General features: G+C 68.5%; 15 protein-coding genes. 5 read left to right on the top strand and 10 right to left on the bottom strand.

Annotation, left to right across the window (positions count from 1 at the left end; all coding sequences use genetic code 11):
• Positions 1-147 precede the first annotated feature (147 nt).
• The gene (locus ABKA17_RS35630; RefSeq protein ID WP_353696639.1) at positions 148-1,140 is read left to right on the top strand and encodes an ArsR/SmtB family transcription factor; all 993 of its coding nucleotides are present in this window, start codon (positions 148-150) and stop codon (positions 1,138-1,140) included.
• Positions 1,141-1,206: 66 nt separating this feature from the next.
• Here the strand turns inward: ABKA17_RS35630 and ABKA17_RS35625 are convergent, their stop codons facing one another.
• Both ABKA17_RS35625 and ABKA17_RS35620 read right to left on the bottom strand, forming a co-directional pair.
• Positions 1,207-1,872, bottom strand: a complete 666-nt coding sequence (locus ABKA17_RS35625; RefSeq protein ID WP_353696486.1) for a hypothetical protein — start codon at positions 1,870-1,872, stop codon at positions 1,207-1,209.
• A gap of 184 nt (positions 1,873-2,056) precedes the next feature.
• Positions 2,057-2,290 (bottom strand): hypothetical protein, encoded by a 234-nt coding sequence (locus ABKA17_RS35620; RefSeq protein ID WP_353696485.1) that lies wholly within the window; start codon positions 2,288-2,290, stop codon positions 2,057-2,059.
• Positions 2,291-2,572: 282 nt separating this feature from the next.
• On the opposite strand from ABKA17_RS35620, the gene ABKA17_RS35615 reads away from it, so the two are divergent.
• Positions 2,573-3,082, top strand: coding sequence for a signal peptide protein (locus ABKA17_RS35615; RefSeq protein WP_353696484.1), 510 nt, complete (start codon positions 2,573-2,575; stop codon positions 3,080-3,082).
• Between the two features lie 130 nt (positions 3,083-3,212).
• Positions 3,213-4,109, top strand: coding sequence for an aminoglycoside phosphotransferase family protein (locus ABKA17_RS35610; RefSeq protein WP_353696483.1), 897 nt, complete (start codon positions 3,213-3,215; stop codon positions 4,107-4,109).
• A gap of 67 nt (positions 4,110-4,176) precedes the next feature.
• Here ABKA17_RS35610 and ABKA17_RS35605 read toward each other — a convergent pair whose 3' ends face one another.
• Positions 4,177-5,238: a CU044_5270 family protein gene (locus ABKA17_RS35605; RefSeq protein ID WP_353696482.1), complete on the bottom strand. Its 1,062-nt coding sequence runs from the start codon at positions 5,236-5,238 to the stop codon at positions 4,177-4,179.
• Positions 5,235-5,840, bottom strand: coding sequence for an RNA polymerase sigma factor (locus ABKA17_RS35600; protein WP_353696638.1), 606 nt, complete (start codon positions 5,838-5,840; stop codon positions 5,235-5,237). Before ABKA17_RS35600 ends, ABKA17_RS35605 begins: the two co-directional genes overlap by 4 nt.
• 196 nt (positions 5,841-6,036) lie before the next feature.
• Between ABKA17_RS35600 and ABKA17_RS35595 the strand changes: the two genes are divergently transcribed.
• A complete protein-coding gene (locus ABKA17_RS35595) occupies positions 6,037-8,946 on the top strand; it encodes an ATP-binding protein (RefSeq protein ID WP_353696481.1) in 2,910 nt (969 codons plus the stop codon).
• 109 nt (positions 8,947-9,055) lie between these two features.
• Positions 9,056-10,336, top strand: a complete 1,281-nt coding sequence (locus tag ABKA17_RS35590) for a cytochrome P450 (RefSeq protein ID WP_353696480.1) — start codon at positions 9,056-9,058, stop codon at positions 10,334-10,336.
• On the opposite strand, the gene ABKA17_RS35585 is transcribed toward ABKA17_RS35590, so the two are convergent.
• The 6 genes from ABKA17_RS35585 to ABKA17_RS35560 form a co-directional block, all read right to left on the bottom strand.
• A complete protein-coding gene (locus tag ABKA17_RS35585) occupies positions 10,303-10,986 on the bottom strand; it encodes a hypothetical protein (RefSeq protein WP_353696479.1) in 684 nt (227 codons plus the stop codon). The genes ABKA17_RS35590 and ABKA17_RS35585 overlap by 34 nt on opposite strands.
• 157 nt (positions 10,987-11,143) lie before the next feature.
• The gene (locus ABKA17_RS35580; protein ID WP_353696478.1) at positions 11,144-13,003 is read right to left on the bottom strand and encodes a ricin-type beta-trefoil lectin domain protein; all 1,860 of its coding nucleotides are present in this window, start codon (positions 13,001-13,003) and stop codon (positions 11,144-11,146) included.
• 88 nt (positions 13,004-13,091) lie between these two features.
• Positions 13,092-15,326 carry an alpha-L-fucosidase gene (locus tag ABKA17_RS35575; RefSeq protein WP_353696477.1) on the bottom strand — a complete coding sequence of 745 codons (2,235 nt, stop codon included), beginning with the start codon at positions 15,324-15,326 and terminating at the stop codon, positions 13,092-13,094.
• A gap of 84 nt (positions 15,327-15,410) precedes the next feature.
• Complete coding sequence (locus ABKA17_RS35570) at positions 15,411-16,451, bottom strand: ABC transporter permease (protein WP_353696476.1); 1,041 nt, start codon at positions 16,449-16,451, stop codon at positions 15,411-15,413.
• Between the two features lie 2 nt (positions 16,452-16,453).
• Positions 16,454-18,040, bottom strand: a complete 1,587-nt coding sequence (locus ABKA17_RS35565) for a sugar ABC transporter ATP-binding protein (protein WP_353696475.1) — start codon at positions 18,038-18,040, stop codon at positions 16,454-16,456.
• Positions 18,041-18,135: 95 nt separating this feature from the next.
• Positions 18,136-19,188, bottom strand: a complete 1,053-nt coding sequence (locus ABKA17_RS35560; protein WP_353696474.1) for a sugar ABC transporter substrate-binding protein — start codon at positions 19,186-19,188, stop codon at positions 18,136-18,138.
• Between the last annotated feature and the right edge of the window lie 578 nt (positions 19,189-19,766).

Raw genomic sequence — 19,766 nt, 5'->3', positions numbered from 1 at the left:
TGCTGGAGGCCAGAGCCGGACGTGGCCCTGTGGCACACGTCCCGGTTGGCGCGAACTCATGTTCCCGGGCCACAACCGCTCCTGTCATGCTCATGCGACCCTGCTGAAACATCGCAGATGAGAGACCTGATGACAGGGGGGACCGCGTTGCTCCGCTTTCATTTCACGCCTGAGGACCTGACCAGACTCAGGATCGCCACCGCACCGCACCCGCTGTGGGAGATCGCAGCGAGCCTGCACCGTTTCCAGACCCATGAAGGGCGGTGGGCCTACGCGCCCTGGTACCGCACCGCCCGCTCCACGCTGTGCAGCACCGGACTCGAACGCACGGTACGGACCGTGCTGCTGCCCCTCTTTCCGCGGGCGAGCTACTTTCCCGACTTCCTCACCCCGGCGGACGGCGCCGTAGGCCTCGACGCCGGACTCGAATCCATCCTGGCGGCACCGGAACGACAGGTCGCCCGGGAGGTCACCAAGCTCCGGGAGATCGTCGGCGCTCCTGCCTGGACCCGCAAGCTCACCGACGGCGGCATGCGGGAACAGCTCGTCCGTGCGTTACGCGCCTACCACCACGCCGTGATCGCTCCGTTCGAGGAACGCATCCACGGACGTCTGCACGCCGAGCGCACCCGCCAGACCCGCACGCTGTGCGGCACCGGAATCGAAGGCGTCCTGAACACCCTGGCGCCCTCCATCCGGTGGCGCCCTCCCGTGCTGGAACTCGGCAAGTACCCGACCGAGTGCGACATCCACCTCAACGGCCGCGGGCTGCTCCTCATCCCGTCGTACTTCTGCTGGAACACCCCGGTCTCACTGGCCGACCCCGACCTGCCACCCGTACTGCTCTATCCCCTGCACCACTCGCCCGCAGCCACCCAGCAGACCGGCGCCCACGCACCGCTGCACGCCCTGCTCGGCACCACCCGCACCGACATCCTGCGGGCCGCGGCCACCGGCGCCACCACCACCGAGGCCGCCCGGCACGCCGGCGTCACCCCCACGACCGCGAGCCACCACACGACGGTCCTGCGCGACGCCGGCCTGATCACCAGCCACCGCCACGCCAACACCGTGCTGCATGCCCTGACACCCCTGGGAGCGTCCCTGCTGCAACAGAACGGGTGGCGTCGCGTTCACTGACCCTGTGGGCGGCCGGAGTGGAGCCGACACTCCTTCCTGACCGACTTGCGGTGCTGTGTGTATGTGTCAGGGAGTGAAGATCTGCTCGAGGCGGTCGATGGCTCCGTCCGCGCCTCGGTGGTACTGGAAGACGAGGCCGCTGTCGGGGTGTGCTTCCAGCCAGTCGAGGAACTCCTGGACACCGATGGGCTGGTTCTCGGTGCTGGTCACGATGGGGTTGGTGACGGTGATGTACGCGGCCTGGTCCAGCGGCAGATAGGTTTCCTTGCCGACTGTCTCGAACGGTGCGCCGTCGGAATCCGGTGTGCCACAGCCCCAGTTGCCGTGCCGGAAGATCAGGCTGAGGGACCCGCCCTCGGGCGTGTAGCGGTAGACGGCGATCTCGTCCGGTGAGATGGGCATCTTGTGGTCGCAGCCGTCGTCCTCGCCGCCGGACCCGGCTGCGGCCGGGGAGCCCTCGGCCGACGCCGCCGGTGCCTTCGTGGACTCCGGGGGAGAGGCCACCTTGCCGTCGGGCGACGGCGAGACCTTCCCGGCGGGCAGCGCCTCGGCGGGCGCCGTCCCCTTGGTGCCGTTCTCGTCCTTGGCCGGCGAGGGGGTGACGGCCGCCGCCGTGGTGTCCGAATCCGAGGAGGTGGCGGAGCAGGCGGTGAGCGCCAGGACACCGGCCGCGCAGGCGCTCACGGCGAGCGTCCGGAACGCGATCTGTCTGCGGCGACGCGTGATCGTCATGATGAGTCCCCCAAGGTGGTGGCAGCGGCTACCTGCGTAACCGCGTGAGCTGGAGAGACCATATTCAGCCACACCGCGGCGCTTTTGATCACCCCGGCGCCGTCCGTTGCGAAGCGGTGACCAGGCCCGGGCAATGTGAGGGCCGGTTGCCGACAAGAGCACGACTGGGTTGCCGATGGCTGCGCTAGGGAGTGTTGTCGTCAGCGCGCTCACCCTCGGGGGTGCGGTGGATGCGCCAACCGCCGAAAACGGCCCCCAGGACCGCGCCCGCGCCGGCTGCCACGCCCACACCCGCGTCGCTGCCCGAGAATCCTGCCACCGCCAGACCGGCCAACAGAGCTCCGAGCAACAGGTACATGACGACGATGAAGCCCGCGGCCAGGCGACGGTCCCGCAGCGGGGGTATGCCACCACTCATTCGCTGGTCCTCGATCTGTCTTCGGGGGGTTCTTCCATCCTACGGTCGAGCACCGTTTCTTCACATGAAGTTTCCGAATTCTTGCTCAACCATTTCCTCTTGGAATGCGTCAAGGCGCAGTGGTGTTGGGTGTCATGGCTTTCCATCGGGAATGTCAGGCTTCGAACAGGGAAGGGCGGAAGGGGATATGGGCGTAGCATGTGCAATATCGCTGAGAGCGCTTTCTGGTAAGCCTCTTCGGCGGAACAGCAATCCAACGCTTTGTAGCAAGAGGAGCATTGCGTGTCATTGACCAACTACCGCCTGGCGGCGGCAGCCTTGGCCCTCACCACCGCGCTTGTGGGTGTGGCCGGTGCGGGCACCGCCATGGCGAGCACAGCCACGGCGGCAAGCGCCGCGACGGTCGACGAGACGGGGGCAGCCCTGTTTCCTGTCGACTTCGTGAACCTCCCCACGAGGGCTCTCCCGGCGGCCGGGGAGTCGCACACGTTCGTCGTGTCCTACCGCAACAACTCGTCCGCGGACCAGGTCGTGGCCCCGCAGATCCTGGTCGAATCCCCTGACGCAGGGCCCTTCCTGGCGGCTGCTGACATACGGGTCGAGCGGCGCGACGCCGACGGTGCCCGTGAGGTGGTACCCGTCGCGAGCCAGACGGGCACGCTGTTCACCGATCTCGTGGCCGCGCAGCGCACCCTCCGTCCGGGCGAGACGCTCACGGAGCGGTACCGGGTCTCCGCGATCACTCCGGGCGCCACGGGTACCGTCCAGCCGCGCGTGGCGCTGTACGGCTGACCTCGCGAGGCTCTGCACGACAGCTGCGGCGCTGCGCCCCGAGGGGGTGCAGCGCCACAGTGCGTGCACGGAGGGATACCAGCCTCGATTGTTCGGAATTGGACTGGTGGAAGTGGAAGGGCTCTCGAGAATGACCATGCACGATGACCAGGTGGATGTGACCGCCGAAATCGTTGCGGCTTTGATCCGGGAACAGTTCCCTCAGTGGAGCGGCAAGGCGATCCGACCCCTGGCGTCGACCGGGACGGTCAACGCCATCTTCCGTATCGGCGAGGACCTTTCGGCGCGTTTCCCGCTGCGTCTGACCGACGCCGACGAGGCGCTGGCGGTTCTGGAACGGGAAGCTCGAGCGAGCGCGGAACTGGCACAGGTGTCTCGGATCCCTGTCCCGGAACCTGTCGCCTTGGGAGTGCCCGGAGCGGGTTACCCCATGCCGTGGTCGGTCCAGACATGGCTGCCGGGAACGGTCGTCTTCGACGCAGACCCGAGTGGGTCGGATGTCTTCGCCGAGGATCTCGCGGCCTTCATCGCGGCTCTGCGGGCGGTCGACACGCGGGGGCGGATTTTCAACGGCGACAATCGCGGTGGTGTTCTCGACCGCCACGACGACTGGATGGCGGAGTGCTTCCAGGAGAGCGAGGGGCTGCTCGACGTGCCCCGGCTGCGTCAACTGTGGAGCCACTTCAGGGAGTTGCCCCGCACGGGCGCCGATGTGATGAGTCACGGTGACTTGATCCCCGGCAACGTACTGGTCATGGGCGACCGGCTCAGCGGCGTACTCGACACCGGCGGCTTCGGCCCGGCCGACCCCGCGCTGGATCTGGTCAGCGCCTGGCACCTCTTGCAGCCAGGTCCCCGCGAAGTGCTCCGGCGCGCACTGGACTGTGATGATCTGGAGTGGGAGCGCGGCAAGGCATGGGCGTTCGAACAGGCGGTGGGTGTTGTCTGGTACTACGCCGAGAGCAATCCGACGATGAGTGCAATGGGGCGCCAGACGCTCGACCGCATTCTGGAGTCGATGAAGTGATGTCGACCTGATCGACCTGGGGTGGTTCTGCGGCGCGCGCCCTGGGCCGCAGCACCACCCCCGCCGGTCAGCTCTGGCGCGTGGTCTGTGTTCGCTGCGTGTCGGTGGGCTGTCGGCCGGCTTCGTCGACGATGGCGTGTTCCAGCTCGGCCACGCCGGACAGCAGGGTCCCGGCCTTTCCGTACGGGGCGTCCTTGGTCAGATAGCTGCGGGAGCCCAGGAAGGCGTAGTCCTGCTTGTCGAAGACCCACTCGGTCCGGATGCCGTACCGCGTGTCGTCGCGGGCGATACCGAGGCCCTTGCGACCGATCGCGTCGCGGGCCTGAGGCGCCGGGGTGACACCCGGGATCTTCGCCGCGGCCCGGTAGAGGGCGGCGGCGGTACGGGGCGGCATCACCCCGCCGAGCAAAGATCCGATCTGCTCGAACACAGCCTGGTCACGTTCCCGTCCGTCGGCCTGCGGGGTCTTGGCGTACAGATACGTCAGCAACTTGTCGGGGTCGGTGGGCAGCGAGCTGAGCCAGCCGTAGGTGGGCCGGTTGATACCGGCCGGTGTGCCTTCGGTGTCACCGAGTTCGGCGTTGATGGGGAACGTCTCGCCGTCCTCCCGGATCAGGCCGAGCTTGCGCTGGGGCCCCGGCTCCTGCGCGGCCCACACCTCACGGTCCATCAGCGGGCTGAGGACTGCCTTCCCGCTGGTCAGGTCAGCCCCGCGGGTCTTCTCCCTGGTGTAGACGAACTGGTCGTCGCGCACCTTGAGGTCGGCGCGCGTCTCCGTGGCGTCGGAGATCCGGTCCAGAAGCGCGGCGGCGGGCTGCATGTCCGTGGCCGCGCCGTGCGAGGCGGTACCGGCGGGCGCCCGGTCACCGCCGGTCAGCGTGATACCCGCGGTCACCGCGCAGGCCAGGGCGAGAGCGGTCGCCGGCGCCAGGACCGCGGGTCGCAGCAGCCGGCGGGCCGGCCGGGTACGGGCGACCTGGTCGTGGTCGATGTGGTGCATCAGAAGATCCTTGTGACGAAGGTGCTGCTCGCGCGGAAGGTCCCAGTCGGCCGGGGCCGGGAGCAGACGGGCGATCTCCTCGCGATCGCCGTGCCGCTCAGGGGAAGCGCCGGTTGCGCTGTCGTTCATGTGAGCTCCTCCCGTACGGGCAGGGCCGCGATCGCGGCCGCACTTGTCATCTCTCCGCGGGCGGTGGGTGGTTCCCGGTCCTCTTCCGCGAGGTGAGCGAGCTTCTTGCGGGCACGTGAAAGGCGGGACCGTACGGTTCCGACGGCGATGCCCAGCGCTTCGGCCGTCTGCTGGTAGTCCAGGCCGGACCACACGCACAGGGCCAGAACCTCCCGCTCATGGCGCCGCAGCCGCCCCAACGCGGTCTGCACGGCACGCAAGTACCGTGCGTCGTCGATGCGCCCGATCGTCCGGGGCGCGAAGTCCTCCTCCACGCGTGGCCTGGGCTGACGCGCCAGGAACAACTGCCGTCTGCGTACTCCCCGACGGGCGTTGTCCGCCTTGTGGGTGGCGATGCCCAGCAGCCAGGGCAGCAGGGAGCCGCCGTCCTCCTGCACGCGCGCGCGAGTCCGCCACGCGGTCAGGAACGTTTCGGACATGATCTCTTCGGCTGTCGACCAGTCGCCCGTCAATCGCAGCCCGTGGTTGTAGACGGCGCCGGCGAACTGCTCGTACAGCAGGGCGAACGCCTCTCGGTCCCCCTCGCGCACACGGCGACGCACATCGTTCTCTGAGTCCCTCACGACCACTTCTCTCCGCGACACGGGAGGAGTTCCTGTTACCTGTGTCACGCACCGGCACGACCCCTGGTAGAGCGGGAAACGATCAAACACGAAAGCCGAGCCGGGCAAGGCATACGTAAGATCGTCAGGGAATTGTCCCCGACGGCCGCGCGGCCATGGGCAGTTAGGTGGCGATGTGACTCCGCTGGTGAGCCGGGCGACAGAGCTGGAACTTCTGGACGCGGTGCTCGACCGGACGCTCGGGGAGCACGGCGGTTGCTCCGTCGTGGACCTCGCCGGGGCCGCGGGAATCGGCAAGAGCCGTCTGCTGGCCGAGTTCTGCCGACGGGCGCAGGCCCGGGGGATGACGGTACTGCGCGGCCGGGCCACCGAGTACGAACAGCACATCCCCTACCAGCCGTTCAGCGACGCCCTCGCCGACCATGACGTGGAGTTGACGGGTCAGGGCGTCACGGACGTGCGCGGCGACCGGTTCGGGCTGCAGCGCTCCATCGCGAAGCTGCTCGTGCGGATCGCCCGGAGCAGCCCCGGAACCGGGCTCGTCGTGGCGTTGGACGATCTGCACTGGGCGGACCCGGCGTCCCTGGAACTCCTCGACCACATCGTCCGCCACCCCCCGAACGCCCCCGTCGTGATCGTCGTGGCCCGACGCGACCGTCAGACCACGACCTCCCTGGACGCCGCGCTCACCCGGGGCATCGACATGGGGACGGTGCTGCGGCTGAACCTCGGACCCCTCGCCGAGCAGGCGTGCGTCGAGGTCCTGGCCCCCGAGCTGGCACCCCACATGCATCCTGGCCAGGTCGCCGAGCTGTACGCCGCCAGCGACGGCAATCCGCTGTACTTCCTCGCCCTCCTTCAGGCCGGACAGACAGGACGCAACGCCGGGCAGAAAGCCGGGTGGAACGCCGAGCAGAATGCCGGACAGAACACACAGCCGCACTCAGTCGGCCTCGGCTCCGTCCTCCTGGACGAACTGACCCCGCTGACCATGGCGCAGCGCCGTACCGCCGAGGCGGTGGCCGTCCTGGGGGAGCGGGGCAGCGCTGCCCTGCTGGCAGTGGTGACCGGCCGGGAGGAGGCCGAAGTCGACGCGGACCTCGGGGCACTGGCCGACCGTGATCTCCTGCGTCCCGGGCCGGCCGGGCGGTGGGCACTGCGCCATCCGGTGCTACGAGCTGTCGTGCACGAGAGCACCCACCCTCTGGAACGCGCACGGATGCACCGCCTCGCCGCCGCCGCACTGGCTGACGCAGGTGCTCCCGCCGGCGAACGCGCCCACCACGTCGAGCAATCGCTGACCGGCTGGGACCCGCAGGCCGTCGCCGTATTGTCAGAAGCGGCCGAGCGCTCCGTCTCCACCGCTCCCGCGAGCAGCGCGCATTGGCTGGGTGTCGCACTGACCCACCTGCCCGACGAGCCACAACACGCCACGCTACGCCGCGATCTGATGCTGCGACGGGCGCGAGCCCTGGGCGTGTGCGGAGGACTGCAGGAGAGCCGCGACCTGCTGCACGAGGTGATCGCCATGTCGCCGCCCGACGAGAGGGGGTCGGAGCGAAGCGTGCGGGCGGCCGCCGTGACACTGTGCGCGGTGATGGAGCGTCACCTCGGGCGGTACACCGAGGCAGTTGCTCTGCTGCGCCGCGAACTCTCCCGGACACCGGGCCCGTCCGACGCCGACAGGGTGGAACTCGGCCTGGAGCTGGGCTCGTCCGCGCCGCACGCCACCGCCTACCCTCAGCTGCGTGCCGACGTGGCCGCGACCCTCGACCTCGCCCGGTCGCTGGGCGACGAGGTCGCTCAGGCGGGCGCCCTTTCGATCGCGGCCCTCGGGGAGACGTACGAAGGCAACATGGGCGCCGCGCGGGAGGCCACCGACCGGGCCGCCGCGCTGGTCGACGCCCTGACCGATCACGACCTCGCGGGTCTGTGCGAGCCGCTGGCCCGGCTCGGCTGGGCCGCGGCGTTCCTGGAACGGTACGCCGATGCCGAACGGCACGCCGACCGAGGCCTGGCCATCGCCCGGCGCGGCGGCCAACTCTACGTCCTGCCCCACCTGTTGCTGTGCAAGTCCTACGTCCATCACCAGACCCTGCGACTGCACTCGGCGATGGAACTCGCGGACGAGGCCGAGACGATCGCGCGCGGCATCGGCAGCGACGAACTGCTGGCCTTCGTCCTCACCAACAAGGCGTATGCCCAGATGTTCGCCTTCCCGCCCGGCGACAAGGCCGCACTGACGGTGGCCGAGGAGGCCGTCGCCGCGGCAGGTTCGCGTACCAACTGGTGGGCGTCCATCGCCTGGTGCGTGCTCGCTCAGGCGGCGATGCACGCAGGCGATGCGCAGCGTGCCCGGGCCGCGGTCCTGCGTGGCGGAGGCGACGACCTGAACGGACTTCACCCGTCCATGCGTCCGCTCATCCTGGAGATCCTCGTCAACTCCGCCATCCTGACCGGGGACACGCCTGCCGCCGCGACGTGGGCGGAGCGGGCCCGTAAGGAAGCGGAACAGCTGGACCTGCCTTCGCAGCAGGCCTCAGCGCTGCGCAGCACCGCCCACTGTCTGTCCGCCGGTGGCGACACGGCAGCGGCCGCTGAGCTCTTCGAGGAGGCCGTGGACAGGACGGCCCGTGGGGGAGCGGTGCTGTGGGAAGCGTTCAGTCTGCTGCTCGGCGCACCCCTGGTCGCCGTCGGCGACCCGGACCGCGGCCGCGCCATGTGGACGCGCGCCCGGCAGCTCGCCGTGGCCGGCGGCGCGCATCAACTGACAGGCCTGGCCGACGCGATCCACTCCCTCGTCCACACCGCGCCGCCCCCGGCCCAGCCTCCGGTGCCGGTCCCGGGCCTCTCCGCCCGCGAACGCGAGATCACCGCCCTGGTCGCCGCCGGCCTGACCACCCCGGCCATCGCCGCCCGTCTCTTCCTCAGCCCCCGCACGGTCGAATCCCATCTCAGCCGCATCTACCGCAAGACCGGAGTCACTTCGAGAGCCGCCCTCGCCGTCCTCCAGACCAGGCTCGAACTGAACGACGCCACGACCGGGACCACCGGGGCTACCGGGCCCACCTCGGAGAACGCCTGAAGACGGCATGCCGATCGACGTCACCCTCCTGACGACATCGCCTACCCAACTCGTGAGCGGGAGACTCCTTGGCCGCGGTCGGGATCCGCAGACCGTCTAGCCTGGGCCGATGAGCACTCCCCCCTCGCTGTTGCGGGCCTTTCGGCCTCAAGTCCAAGAGCGTCTCTACGACTTCTACGATGAGCTGCGGAGCGCCGACGACCTGTTCTGGGACCGCACCCTGCGCGCGTGGGTCGCGACCGGGCACGCAGTGGTCAGCGAAGCGGTGGACGACCCGGGCCTGTCCTCGGTGCGCTATCCCGACATGGAGGACGTCCCCGAGGAACTGCGGCCGCTGGCCGAGGTTCTGAGCAGGCAGATGCTCTACAACGACGCCCCCGACCACCCCCGGCTACGGGCACTGATCAGCAAGGCCTTCACTCCCCGCGCAGTGCGGACACTGCGCGGCCGGATCGTCGAGGCCGTCGACCGGATCATCACCCACGCGGCGCCGACCGGGCGGATGGACATCGTCGCGGACCTCGCGCGCCCTCTGCCTCTCACCATCATCTGCGACCTCCTCGACGTACCGGAGCAGGACCGCCCCGCCCTCGCGGCCTGGTCCGAGCCGATCGCCGAAGCCATCGGCAACTCCCGGCTGGATGACGACCGCAACCGCGAGGCTTCGCAGAGCATGACGGACATGCTCGCCTACTTCCGCGAACTCCTCACCCGCCGCGACACCCCGCCGGCCCCCCACACGCTGCGCGCCCTGGTGAGCGCACAGGCCGAGAACACCGACCAGGACCTCGACGAGCTCCTCGCCAACTGCGCCCTGCTCCTGATCGCCGGCCACGAGACCACCACCCACTTCATCGGCAACGCCACCCTCGCGCTGCTCCGCCACCCGCACGCGGCCGACCAACTGCGCGGCCGGGCCGATCTGATGCCCGCCGCGGTCGAGGAACTCCTGCGCTACGACGCCCCGGTACAGCTGATGCTGCGCCGGGCACGTCGTGATCTGGAGCTGGCGGGTCGCACCATCTCCGAAGGCCAGACGGTGCTCCTGGTGGGTGGCGCTGCCAACCGCGATCCGGCCGTGTTCCCCGACCCTCACGTGCTGGATTTCGAGCGGCCCGGAGGACGGCACATGGCGTTCGGGCACGGCCCGCACTTCTGCCTCGGCGCGGCCCTGGCCCGGCTGGAAGGCGCGATCGTCCTGGAGACACTCCTGACCCGGCTCCCCGGCCTACGGCTCGACGGCGCCGCCCCGCAGTGGCAGCGCAGCCTCAACTTCCGCGGGCTCACCCGCTTGGACGTCGCCTTCACGCCGCCGTCGGACGATCAAGGTGCCGCAATGGGCAGTGGCCGACGGTGTCAGCAGGACACGACGCTGATGGGCGAGACGTAGAGCGCGGACAGCACCCCGTCCCCGGCCACCTCGACCGGGGCGGGGGCTGTCGTATCGATCAGCTCCAGGTTGGAGGGGAGGTACCGCAGCGGAATGTCTTCGCCGACGTAGAGCACCGAAAGGGAGCCCTGGCAGTCGGAACCGCCCGGGGGCGCGGTATCGGGGACTGTGCCGTCCTGCGGGCCGACCTTGTGGGAGGTGACGCTGATCCGCTTGTACTCGTACTCGTAGGAGGCTGGGCTGACGGCAGTCTCCTCCCTCGTCTTCTCGACCTCGACCCAGTAGCGGGCGAGCTTGACCTTGACTGCCTTGCACGGCCTCTGGATCGCCTCCGGGGCGAACTTCACGCCGGAGGAGTCCAGGGTCAAGCCCCTGGACTTGTATGCGCCACTGCTGCTGGGTAGTTCCTTGAGATAGCCGGTCAGCTTCTCGAGGCTCATGGCGGTGGTCTTCACACACTCCGCAGGCGCGGATGACGTCGGGCTCTGCTCCGGAGTGGCCAGGTCGGGAGCGGCCGTGTAGCGAGCCAGCTCGGACGGGGAAGCGGTTCGAGTCGCCTGGGCAGCCGGCTGGTCCTCCGAACACCCCGAGACGGTGAGCAGCGCTGCTACGGCCGCGGCCGGTACGAAGAACGTGCGTGCCCTGCCCATGAGTTCCCCCGCTTGCGTCGACCTTGCCGCCCGCCACAGGGTCACACACACCGATTGACGCACGCATGCACTGCCTACCCCGTTGGGTGAAAGCCCTTAATGGATTGCGTAGTTCTACTGACTGCCAGGGCGGCGAGTGAGGGGTCGGCCGGTGCTGTCAGCCTCCGCTGGAGGACGACCACTTCTGGTTGGAGGCGCCGGTGCAGGTCCACAGTTGGACCTTGGAGCCGTTCGCCGTGGCCGTGCCGGTCACGTCGAGGCAGAGGCCGGAGAGGTCGTTGGTGACGCTGCCGTCCGCGTGGAAGGTCCACTTCTGGCTGGCGCCGCCGTTGCAGTCCCAGGTGATGACCTTGGTGCCGTTGGTGGTGCCGTTGCCGTTCGCGCCGAGGCACTTGCCGGCGACCTGGAGCTCACGGCTCGCCGAGTACGTGTACTGCTGGTTGGCGCTGCCCGACGTGCAGTCCCAGATGTACTGCTGGATGCCGTTGGCCGGGTTGCCGGTGTCGTCCAGGCACCGGTTCGAGCCCTGGCCGACGATCTGGCCGGCGGCCGTCTGCGCGCCCCGGGTGAAGGTGACGGTGGCGTGCGAGGGCAGCGTGTAGGAGAACGATCCGGCGTTGTTCCAGGTGGTGGTGAACGTGGTGGCGGAGGAGTTGTTGTTGTAGGCGACCAGCACCTCGCCGCCGTCGGGGTTCTTGTAGGCCTGCGCCCAGACGCCGCCGCCGTCGCTGTAGCCGATCCGGGTCGCGCCGGGGACGACGAACTTCGAGAACTGGCCGAGCTGGTAGTAGTTGTCGGTGTACGTGGCCTTGCCGGTGGCCTGGTCGACGGTGACCAGTCCGGTGCAGTTGGTGCAGCCGACGCCCATCTTCGGGCCGCCGTCGGTGTCGAGGGCCAGGTTCCACAGCAGGGCGCCGTTGGCCCAGTTGAAGGTGGATTCCAGGGCGAGCTGGGCGGCGTTCATCGGCGCGATGCCGGGGCCGGTGGAGCACTCGCTCTCGTAGAGCCGCTTGTCCGGGTAGGAGTTGTGGATGGTGGTCATCTTGCCGAGGTCGTTCTGGTAGCAGTGCCACGCGGTGCCGTACATCGCGTTGCGGGCCGCCTGGTTGCCCATCAGCGTGTTGGCGTAGTTGGTGTCCACGTGGTCGGCGTCCCCACCGAGGATCTTGGTGTCTGCGAAGCCGGCCTGCTGGAGTGCCGGGGCGAGGTTGTCGGCGATGAAGGTCGCCTCGTTGCTCGCGGACCACAGCATCGCCGAGTACGTGGACGGTGAGATCGTCGGCTCGTTCTGCGGGGTGATGCCCCAGACGTCGACGCCCTTGGCCTTGTACTCCTGGAGGAACTTCACGTAGTACTGCGCGAGCGGGCCGTACATGTCCGAGCGCAGGGTGCCGTTGCCCTGGCCGAGCATCGTGTTCGTGGTCTTCATCCAGGCCGGCGGGCTCCAGTTGTTGGCGAAGAGCTTCATCGACGGGTTGAGCGCCTGGGCCTGCTTGATGATGGGGATGACGTAGGCGTCGTCGTGCGCGGTGGAGAAGTTCGCCAGAGTCGGGTCGGCCACGCCGCCGTTGTCGTCGTAGGAGTAGGTGCCGGGGCTGCTCGCGGGTGTGGCCGTGTAGTCGGAGGAGCCCATCGGTGTCCGCATGAGGGACAGGCCGATGCCGGAGCCGCGGGTGAACAGATCACGCATCACCCGGTCGCGGGTGGTGGCGTTGAGCTTGTTCTGCAGGAGGTACGCGGAGGTGTCGGTGAAGGCGGCGCCGAAGCCGTCGATGGTCTGGAACGACTGGGTGTCGTCCACCTTCAGGTTCACACTGCCCGACGACACCGGGCCGAGGGCGATGCCCGGTTGCGGAGTCAGTGCCTGGCTCAGGTCGGACGTCGTCAGGGTCACGCCGATCGTGCTGCTCGCGGCCTGCGCGGGCGACGCGGCGAGGACCGCCACCCCGCCCGTGACGGCCAGCGTCAGTGCGACGGCCTGAGCGCTGAGTCCGCGCAGTGGTTGTCTCATGGTCATGGAGGTATCCCTGTTCACTTGTCATGGGGTCGTCTGCCTTCGGCGCGGGCCGGAGTTCGACGCCGCGCCGAGTCATGAGGGGGAGGGATCAGACGGGGCTGATGGTCCACTGCATGTTGGTGCTGTTGCCCCAGGCCCACATCTTGGTGACGGAGCCCTCGGACACGTTTCCGCCGCCGTCCAGGAGCTTGCCCGTGGTGCGGTTGACGATGTTGTACTGGCCGTCGCCGCGGTGCGTGATCTTCCACTGCTGGTTGGTGTGGCCGTTCCAGGCCAGTTGCTTGCAGGCGGCGCCGTTGGTGGTGGCGCCCCAGCTGTCGGCGACCATGCCGTTGGCCCTGTTGACCAGCTTGTAGTAGCCGCCTCCGACCTCGACCGCCTGCCACTGGAGGTTGGCGCTGTCGAACCAGTGCCACTGCTTGAGGGCGGATCCGTCGGCGACGTTGCCGCCGCTGTCCAGGGCCAGCCCGTCCGTGTAGTTGATGACCTTGAGGTAGGTCGTGGGGTTGAACTGCACCTTCAGTGAGGTGATCTTGTCGTTCTGGCCGGTGACCCGCAGGTCGGTGTTGTCGGCGGTGAAGGTCCACTGGGTGCCGGTGAAGTTGTCGCCGGAGTAGGCGACGATCTGCTGGCCCGGTGCGAGCTTCAGCGAGGAGATGGAGAGCGCGGGCATCCCGTGCAGGTCCAACTGGTCGGCGGTGTAGTCGCCCAGGCCGAGCGCGGCGGAGGTACCGCTGTAGTTGACGTCCGTGAAGACCAGGGCGCCGTCGACCGGCCGCAGCGTGGGGATCTGGCCGGAGAAGGTCAGCTTCAGCACGTACATGGGCGCGGAGTACGGCGCCGACGACGGCAGGGTCACCTTGAGGCCGGACGCGTCCTGGGTGCGGTTCGGGAGATCGATGTAGGTACCGGCCGTACTGTCCAGGAGCTTCACCGAGGTCAGCGAGCCCAGGTTGATACGGCTGGAACTGAGCGTCTTGACGGTCAGCGAACTGCCGGGGTAGCCGAGCACCGTGGCGTACAGGACGGTGTTCGCCTTGTTGCGGGTGAAGCGGATGTCCTGTGCGGTGCCGGCGCTGGGGTTCATGAAGGTGCCGCCGCCCATCTTGGTCGGCCCTTCCCCGTACTCGGTCCAGGCACGGGTCGAGTACACCGACTCACCGAAGCGCTTCAGGTAGTCGCCGATACCGAGCAGGATGTCGCGCTGGCCCTGGGGGATGGTGCCGTCGGCCTTCGGCGCGATGTTGAGCAGGACGGTTCCGTTCTTGCTGATCCGGTCGATCATGGCGTGCAGCAGCAACTGGGCCGTGTAGTAACCGATGCCCTCGGTGTAGCACCAGCTCGAGCTGGAGACGCTGTCGTCGGTCAGCCAGTAGGGGGAGGTGATGTCGGCCGGGCCGCCGCGCTCGTAGTCGAAGACCTCGCCGTGGCCGTTGAAGGCGTCCTTGTAGGTGGCGACGACCTCACGGCCCCAGGAGTTGGCCTGGTTGTAGTAGTAGGAGAGGAAGTTCAGCAGCTGCGGCTCGGCGATCTCGTCCAGGTGGACGTCCTGGTAGACGATGTCCGGCTCGGCCAGGTCGATGACCTCCTTGAGCTTGTCGTACCAGAGCTGGTCCTCGGTGGCCTTGTCCAGCTGCCCGTAGAGCTTCTTCAGACTGGGGTCCGACTGCGCCGGTACGCCCTGGAAGTAGCCGAGGTAGTTGTAGGCGTGGTGCATCGACACCAGCAGCTTGAGGTTCTTCGCACGGACCGCGTCGGTGAACAGCTTCAGCAGGTTCAGCTGTGGGCCCTTGTCGACCGAGTTCCACTCGTTGACCTGGCTGTCCCACATGGAGAAGCCGTCGTGGTGCTCGGCGACCGGCCCGGCGAACCGCGCCCCGGCGTCCACGAACAGCTGCGCCCACTCGTCGGGGTCGAAGTTGCCGCCGGCGGACTTCAGCTTGGGCTTGAACTGGGTGAAGTTGCCCGCCTTGTCGTTCGCCCCGTTGATGAAGTTGTGGTACGGCCACACCGAGGGGTCGCCGTACGTGGCGACGTGGTGCTGATTCACCTTGCTGCCGCCGAAGTACATGTTCCGCGGGTACCACTCGCTGTCGTAGGCGGGGACGCTGAAGACACCCCAGTGGAAGTAGATTCCGAATTTGGCGTCCATGAACCACTCGGGAGACGCCGGGTGCTGGTTGACCGAGTTCCAGGTGGGTGTGTAGATGGCCGGACCGGCGGCCAGGGCGGGGCTCGCACCGAAGAGTCCGCCGGCGACCGCGGCCGCCGCTATGGCCGTGGAACCGGCCAGGAACTGTCGTCTGTTGATCGCTCTCGACATTGAGAGGCCTCCAAGGCAGCTGAAGTGTTCCGATGATTGACCGTGAGCAGCGCGTGAGCCGCGCGGTGTACTGCCGTCCGCTGCCTACTCCTGCTTCTCGCCGGAGGCGAAGCGGGAGATGATCAGGGCGACGATGATGATGAGACCGTTGAGGAACTGGTTCCACAGCGGGGGAACGCCGGCCAGCGTCATCACGTTGACCACCAGTTGCAGGGTGAGGACGCCGGTGAGCGCGCCGAAGACGGAACCCTTGCCGCCGTTGAGGCTGACCCCGCCGATGACGGTTGCGGCGAAGACCTGGAAGATCCAGCCGCTGCCCTGGGTGGCGGAGATCGAGCCGTAGTGACCGCTGTAGAGGATGCCGGCGAACGCGGCGAGCAGGCTGCCGAGGACGAGGACGATCCAGACGATGCGGTCGACGCGGATCCCCGCGGTGCGGGCGGCCTCGGAGTTGCCGCCGATCGCGTACAGCGCGCGGCCGTGCCGCAGCCAGGCCAGCGCCCCGCCGCCGAGCGTGAAGAGCATCGCGCAGATCCAGATCGCCGCCGGCATGCCGAGCCAGGACGCGCGGCCCAGGTAGGTGAAGGAGGAGGGCAGTTCGACGATGGACTGACCCTCGGAGAGGGCGACCTGCAGACCGCGCAGCATGGTGAGGGCGCCGAGCGTGACGATGAATCCGTTGAGCCGCAGCTTCAGGATGAGGAAGCCGTTGACGAGGCCGATGACCGCTCCGACGGCCAGGCAGAGGGGCACGGCCGCCCACTCGGGGAACAGACCGAGGCCGTTGAACCGGCCGCCGCTGGTGGGCAGGACGAGCCAGACGGCGATGACGGGGGCCACGCCGATGGTCGACTCGAGCGACAGGTCCATCCGGCCGGCGACGAGGATCAGGGTGGTGGCCAGGACGAGCAGGCTGAGCTCGGTGGACTGCTGTGCCACCCCGATGAGGTTGTCGGCGGTGAGGAAGGCCGGCGAGACGATGAAGCCGATCACGCCGAGCACGAGGATGGCGGGGATCAGGGACAGGTCACGGAAGCGGCCCATATCGAGGCCACGGCGGGCTTTGCCGGCCGGTGCCTCCGCCGCTGTCACTGCGGTGTCGGTGACTTCTGTAGTGGCGGACATGACTACCTTCCGTGCTCTTCGGTCTGTTCGGTGGGGGATGTCGGCGACGACTTCGAGACGCCCTCCATGGCGGCGACCACGTCCTGGTCGCTCCAGCCGCGATCGAACTCGGCGACCGCGCGTCCGTGGAACATGACGACCACCCGGTCGCACACCTTGAGGTCGTCGAGCTCGTCGGAGACGATCACGGCGGCCTTGCCGCCATCGGCGACGTGCCGGATCGTGCCGAGCAGGAACTCCTTGGACTTGACGTCGACACCGTTGGTGGGCCGGATGGCCACGAGGACGTGCGGGTCGGTGGCCAGGGCCCGGGCGATGACGACCTTCTGCTGGTTGCCGCCGGACAGGGCCGAGACCGGGGTGGACGGGCCGGGCGTCTTGATGTCCAGGTTGTGGATCATCCGTCCGGCGAAGGTTTTCGTGCGGGAGGGAAGGACGGTGCCGTACGGGCCGAGCTGGTCGGTGACGGTGAGCGTCGCGTTCTCGGCGACGCTGCGGTCGGCCACCAGCCCCTGGAGGTGGCGGTCCTCGGGCACGAAGCCGATGCCCGCGGCGAGCGCCGCCGGGACGCTGCCGGTGCGCAAGGGCCGGCCACCGATGGTGACGGTCCCGCTCTGCGGGCGGTGCAGGCCGGCCAGCGTCTCGCCGACCTGGACGTTGCCGCTGGCGGCGGCTCCGGCGAGCCCGACCACCTCCCCGGCGCGGACCGAGAGGGACAGGCTCTCGATGCTGCCCGGCAGGTTCAGCTCTTCGACCGCCAGCAGCTCCTCGCCCGTACCGGCCGCGGCGGCCCGGTCGGACGGGGTCGCCACGGTGCCGGTCACGGACTCGCCGGTCATGGCCTCGACGAGCGCCTGATGGCCGAGTTCGGCGACGGGAGCGGTGAGGATGTGGGTGGCGTCGCGGTAGACGGTGACGGTGGTGCAGAGGTCGTAGACCTCCTGCAGGTGGTGGGAGATGAAGAGGAAGGCGACGCCCTGGCGTTGGAGGTCGCGGAGCTTGTCGAAGAGCCGGTCGATGCCGCGCGCGTCGAGCTTCGCGGTCGGCTCGTCCAGGATGATGAACCGGGCTCCGAAGGACAGGGCACGCGCGATCTCGACGAACTGGCGCTGCTCGACCGTGAGGTCTTTGGCGGCGGCCGCGGCGTCGACGTCCACGCCGTACTCGCCGAGCAGTTCCTCGGCCCTGCGGCGCAGGTTCTTCCAGCGGATGGGGCTCAGGGCGGTCGGGCTCTGCCGGTTGAGGAAGAGGTTCTCGGCGACGGTCAGGTCACCGATGATCGTGGAGCGCTGGTAGACACAGGCGACGCGGGAGCGCCAGGCGTCGATGTCGCCGAACGCCGGGGCCCCTTCTCCGGAGAACGTGAGTGTTCCGGTGTCGGCCTGCTGGATCCCGGTCAGGATGGAGACGAGCGTGGACTTGCCGGCGCCGTTGCGTCCGACCAGGGCGTGTGACTCGCCCGCCGCGATGGAGATGCGGGCGTCGCGCAGCGCCACGGTCGCGCCGAATTGCTTGGAGACGCCGATCGCCTCGGCCACTGGGGCCGGGCCTGGGGCGTCGTTCGCCGGGGCGGCCGCGGTGTCCGCCATGGTGGGTACCGTCCTTTGCGTGCGGAAGGGGGAGGGCGCGCGCGGCGGGAAGGACGGGCCGTCCCCGGGCCGCCGCGCGTCTGGCGACCGCTCGGTCACTGGCTGACGCTGTTGCCCCACAGGGTCTTGTCGTCCACGTTCTCCTTGGTGACCAGCGGCGCCGCCAGCTGGTCCTCCAGGCCGTTGGGGAGCTTGATGATGGTGGAGTCGTGGTCGGTCGGGCCCGGCTTGAACGTCTTGCCCTCGGCGGCGGCCTGGGCGTAGTAGAGCGCGTACTTGGCGTAGAGGTCGGCGGGCTGGGAGACGGTGGCGTCGATCTGGCCCTTGCGGATGGCGTCGAACTCCTGCGGGATGCCGTCGTTGGAGACGATCGAGATGTGGCCCTTCTCGCCGGCCGGCTTGAGCAGGCCCTTCTGCTCCAGCAGGGCCAGGGTGGGCTGCAGGAACGCCCCGCCGGCCTGCATGTAGATGCCGTTCAGGTCCGGGTGCTGGGCGAGGAGGCTCTGCAGCTTGGCGGAGGCCACGTCGCCCTTCCAGTCGGTGGGCAGCTCGAAAATCTTGATCTTGGGGAACTTCGTCTTCATGCAGTCCGCGAAGGCCTCGGAGCGGTCGCGGCCGTTGATCGAGTCCAGCGCGCCCTGGAACTCCGCGACCTTGCCCTTGCCGCCGAGCTGCTTGCCCAGGAACTCGCAGGCCTTCGTGCCGTAGGCCCGGTTGTCGGCGCGCACGACCATGTAGACGTCGCCCTTGTCGGGGCGGGTGTCGACGCTGACCACGGGGATCTTCTTCGCCGCGAGGGCGTCGAGGGTGGACACGATGGCGCCGGTGTCCTGCGGGGCCATGACGACAGCCTTGGCCCCGGTGTTCTCAAACACCTGGACGTTGGCCACCAGCTTGGTGACGTCGTTCTGCGAGTTGCTGATCGGCAGGGCGTTGAGGCCGTCGGTCTTGATGTCCTTCTTGAGGTACTGGGCGTAGGAGTTCCAGAAGTCGGTGTCCGACCGGGGCAGGTCGATACCGATGGCGGGCTTGTCGTTGCCGGCCGCCGAGGTGGAGTCGCCGCTCTCCCGGTTGCAGGCGGTGGAGAGGGCCAGCAGGGCGAGAACGGTGGTGGCGGTGGCGGTGGCACGGGTAGAGGGAAGCTTCATGGCCTGGATCTCTCTTCTTCGCCGGGGGCGCGAGCCGGGGGAGGGGCGGGGAGGTGGTGGGAGACGGCTCTCGCCTTCCAGGCGGAGCGCCTGCAGGTCGCCGCAACGGATTCATGAACGCGCTGGGGTATCGGGCGCTGCGGATTGCTCCTATGTCTCCCGAGCGGTGAGGACGTTACGGCGCTGTTGCCGACGATGACAAGAGTCCTTTCGCAGTGATTCACGCGATATAGGTCGGCGGGGCGGCAGACGAGCGTCCCCAACGGCGTGCAGAGGCGCGGGTACACCCGCCTGACCTGCCTGTTTAGGGGAATCGGCAGCCGCTGGGATGTCAGCGGGAGCGTCTTACGATTCGGCAACGCCATTGACAAAAAGCATCAGATCGATCCCATGACCTGCCTGAGGAAGTAGATGTTCTGGCCATCAAGACGTCTTGCAATATCAGCATGAGTCACTAGAAATCGCACATATAGGTCAGGTCTTGGGTCTCATACATCCCAGCAATGCATTGCCAGATGCAGGGCTGGGTGCCTACAGTCGCCCGTGGCATCAGTCATCCCATGTATGCCGAAGAAGGA

Origin of the sequence: Streptomyces sp. RG80, assembly GCF_040446465.1 — a bacterium.
In the GTDB taxonomy this organism is placed as follows: Bacteria; Actinomycetota; Actinomycetes; order Streptomycetales; family Streptomycetaceae; genus Streptomyces.
This window is presented reverse-complemented; position numbering and strand designations above follow the sequence as displayed.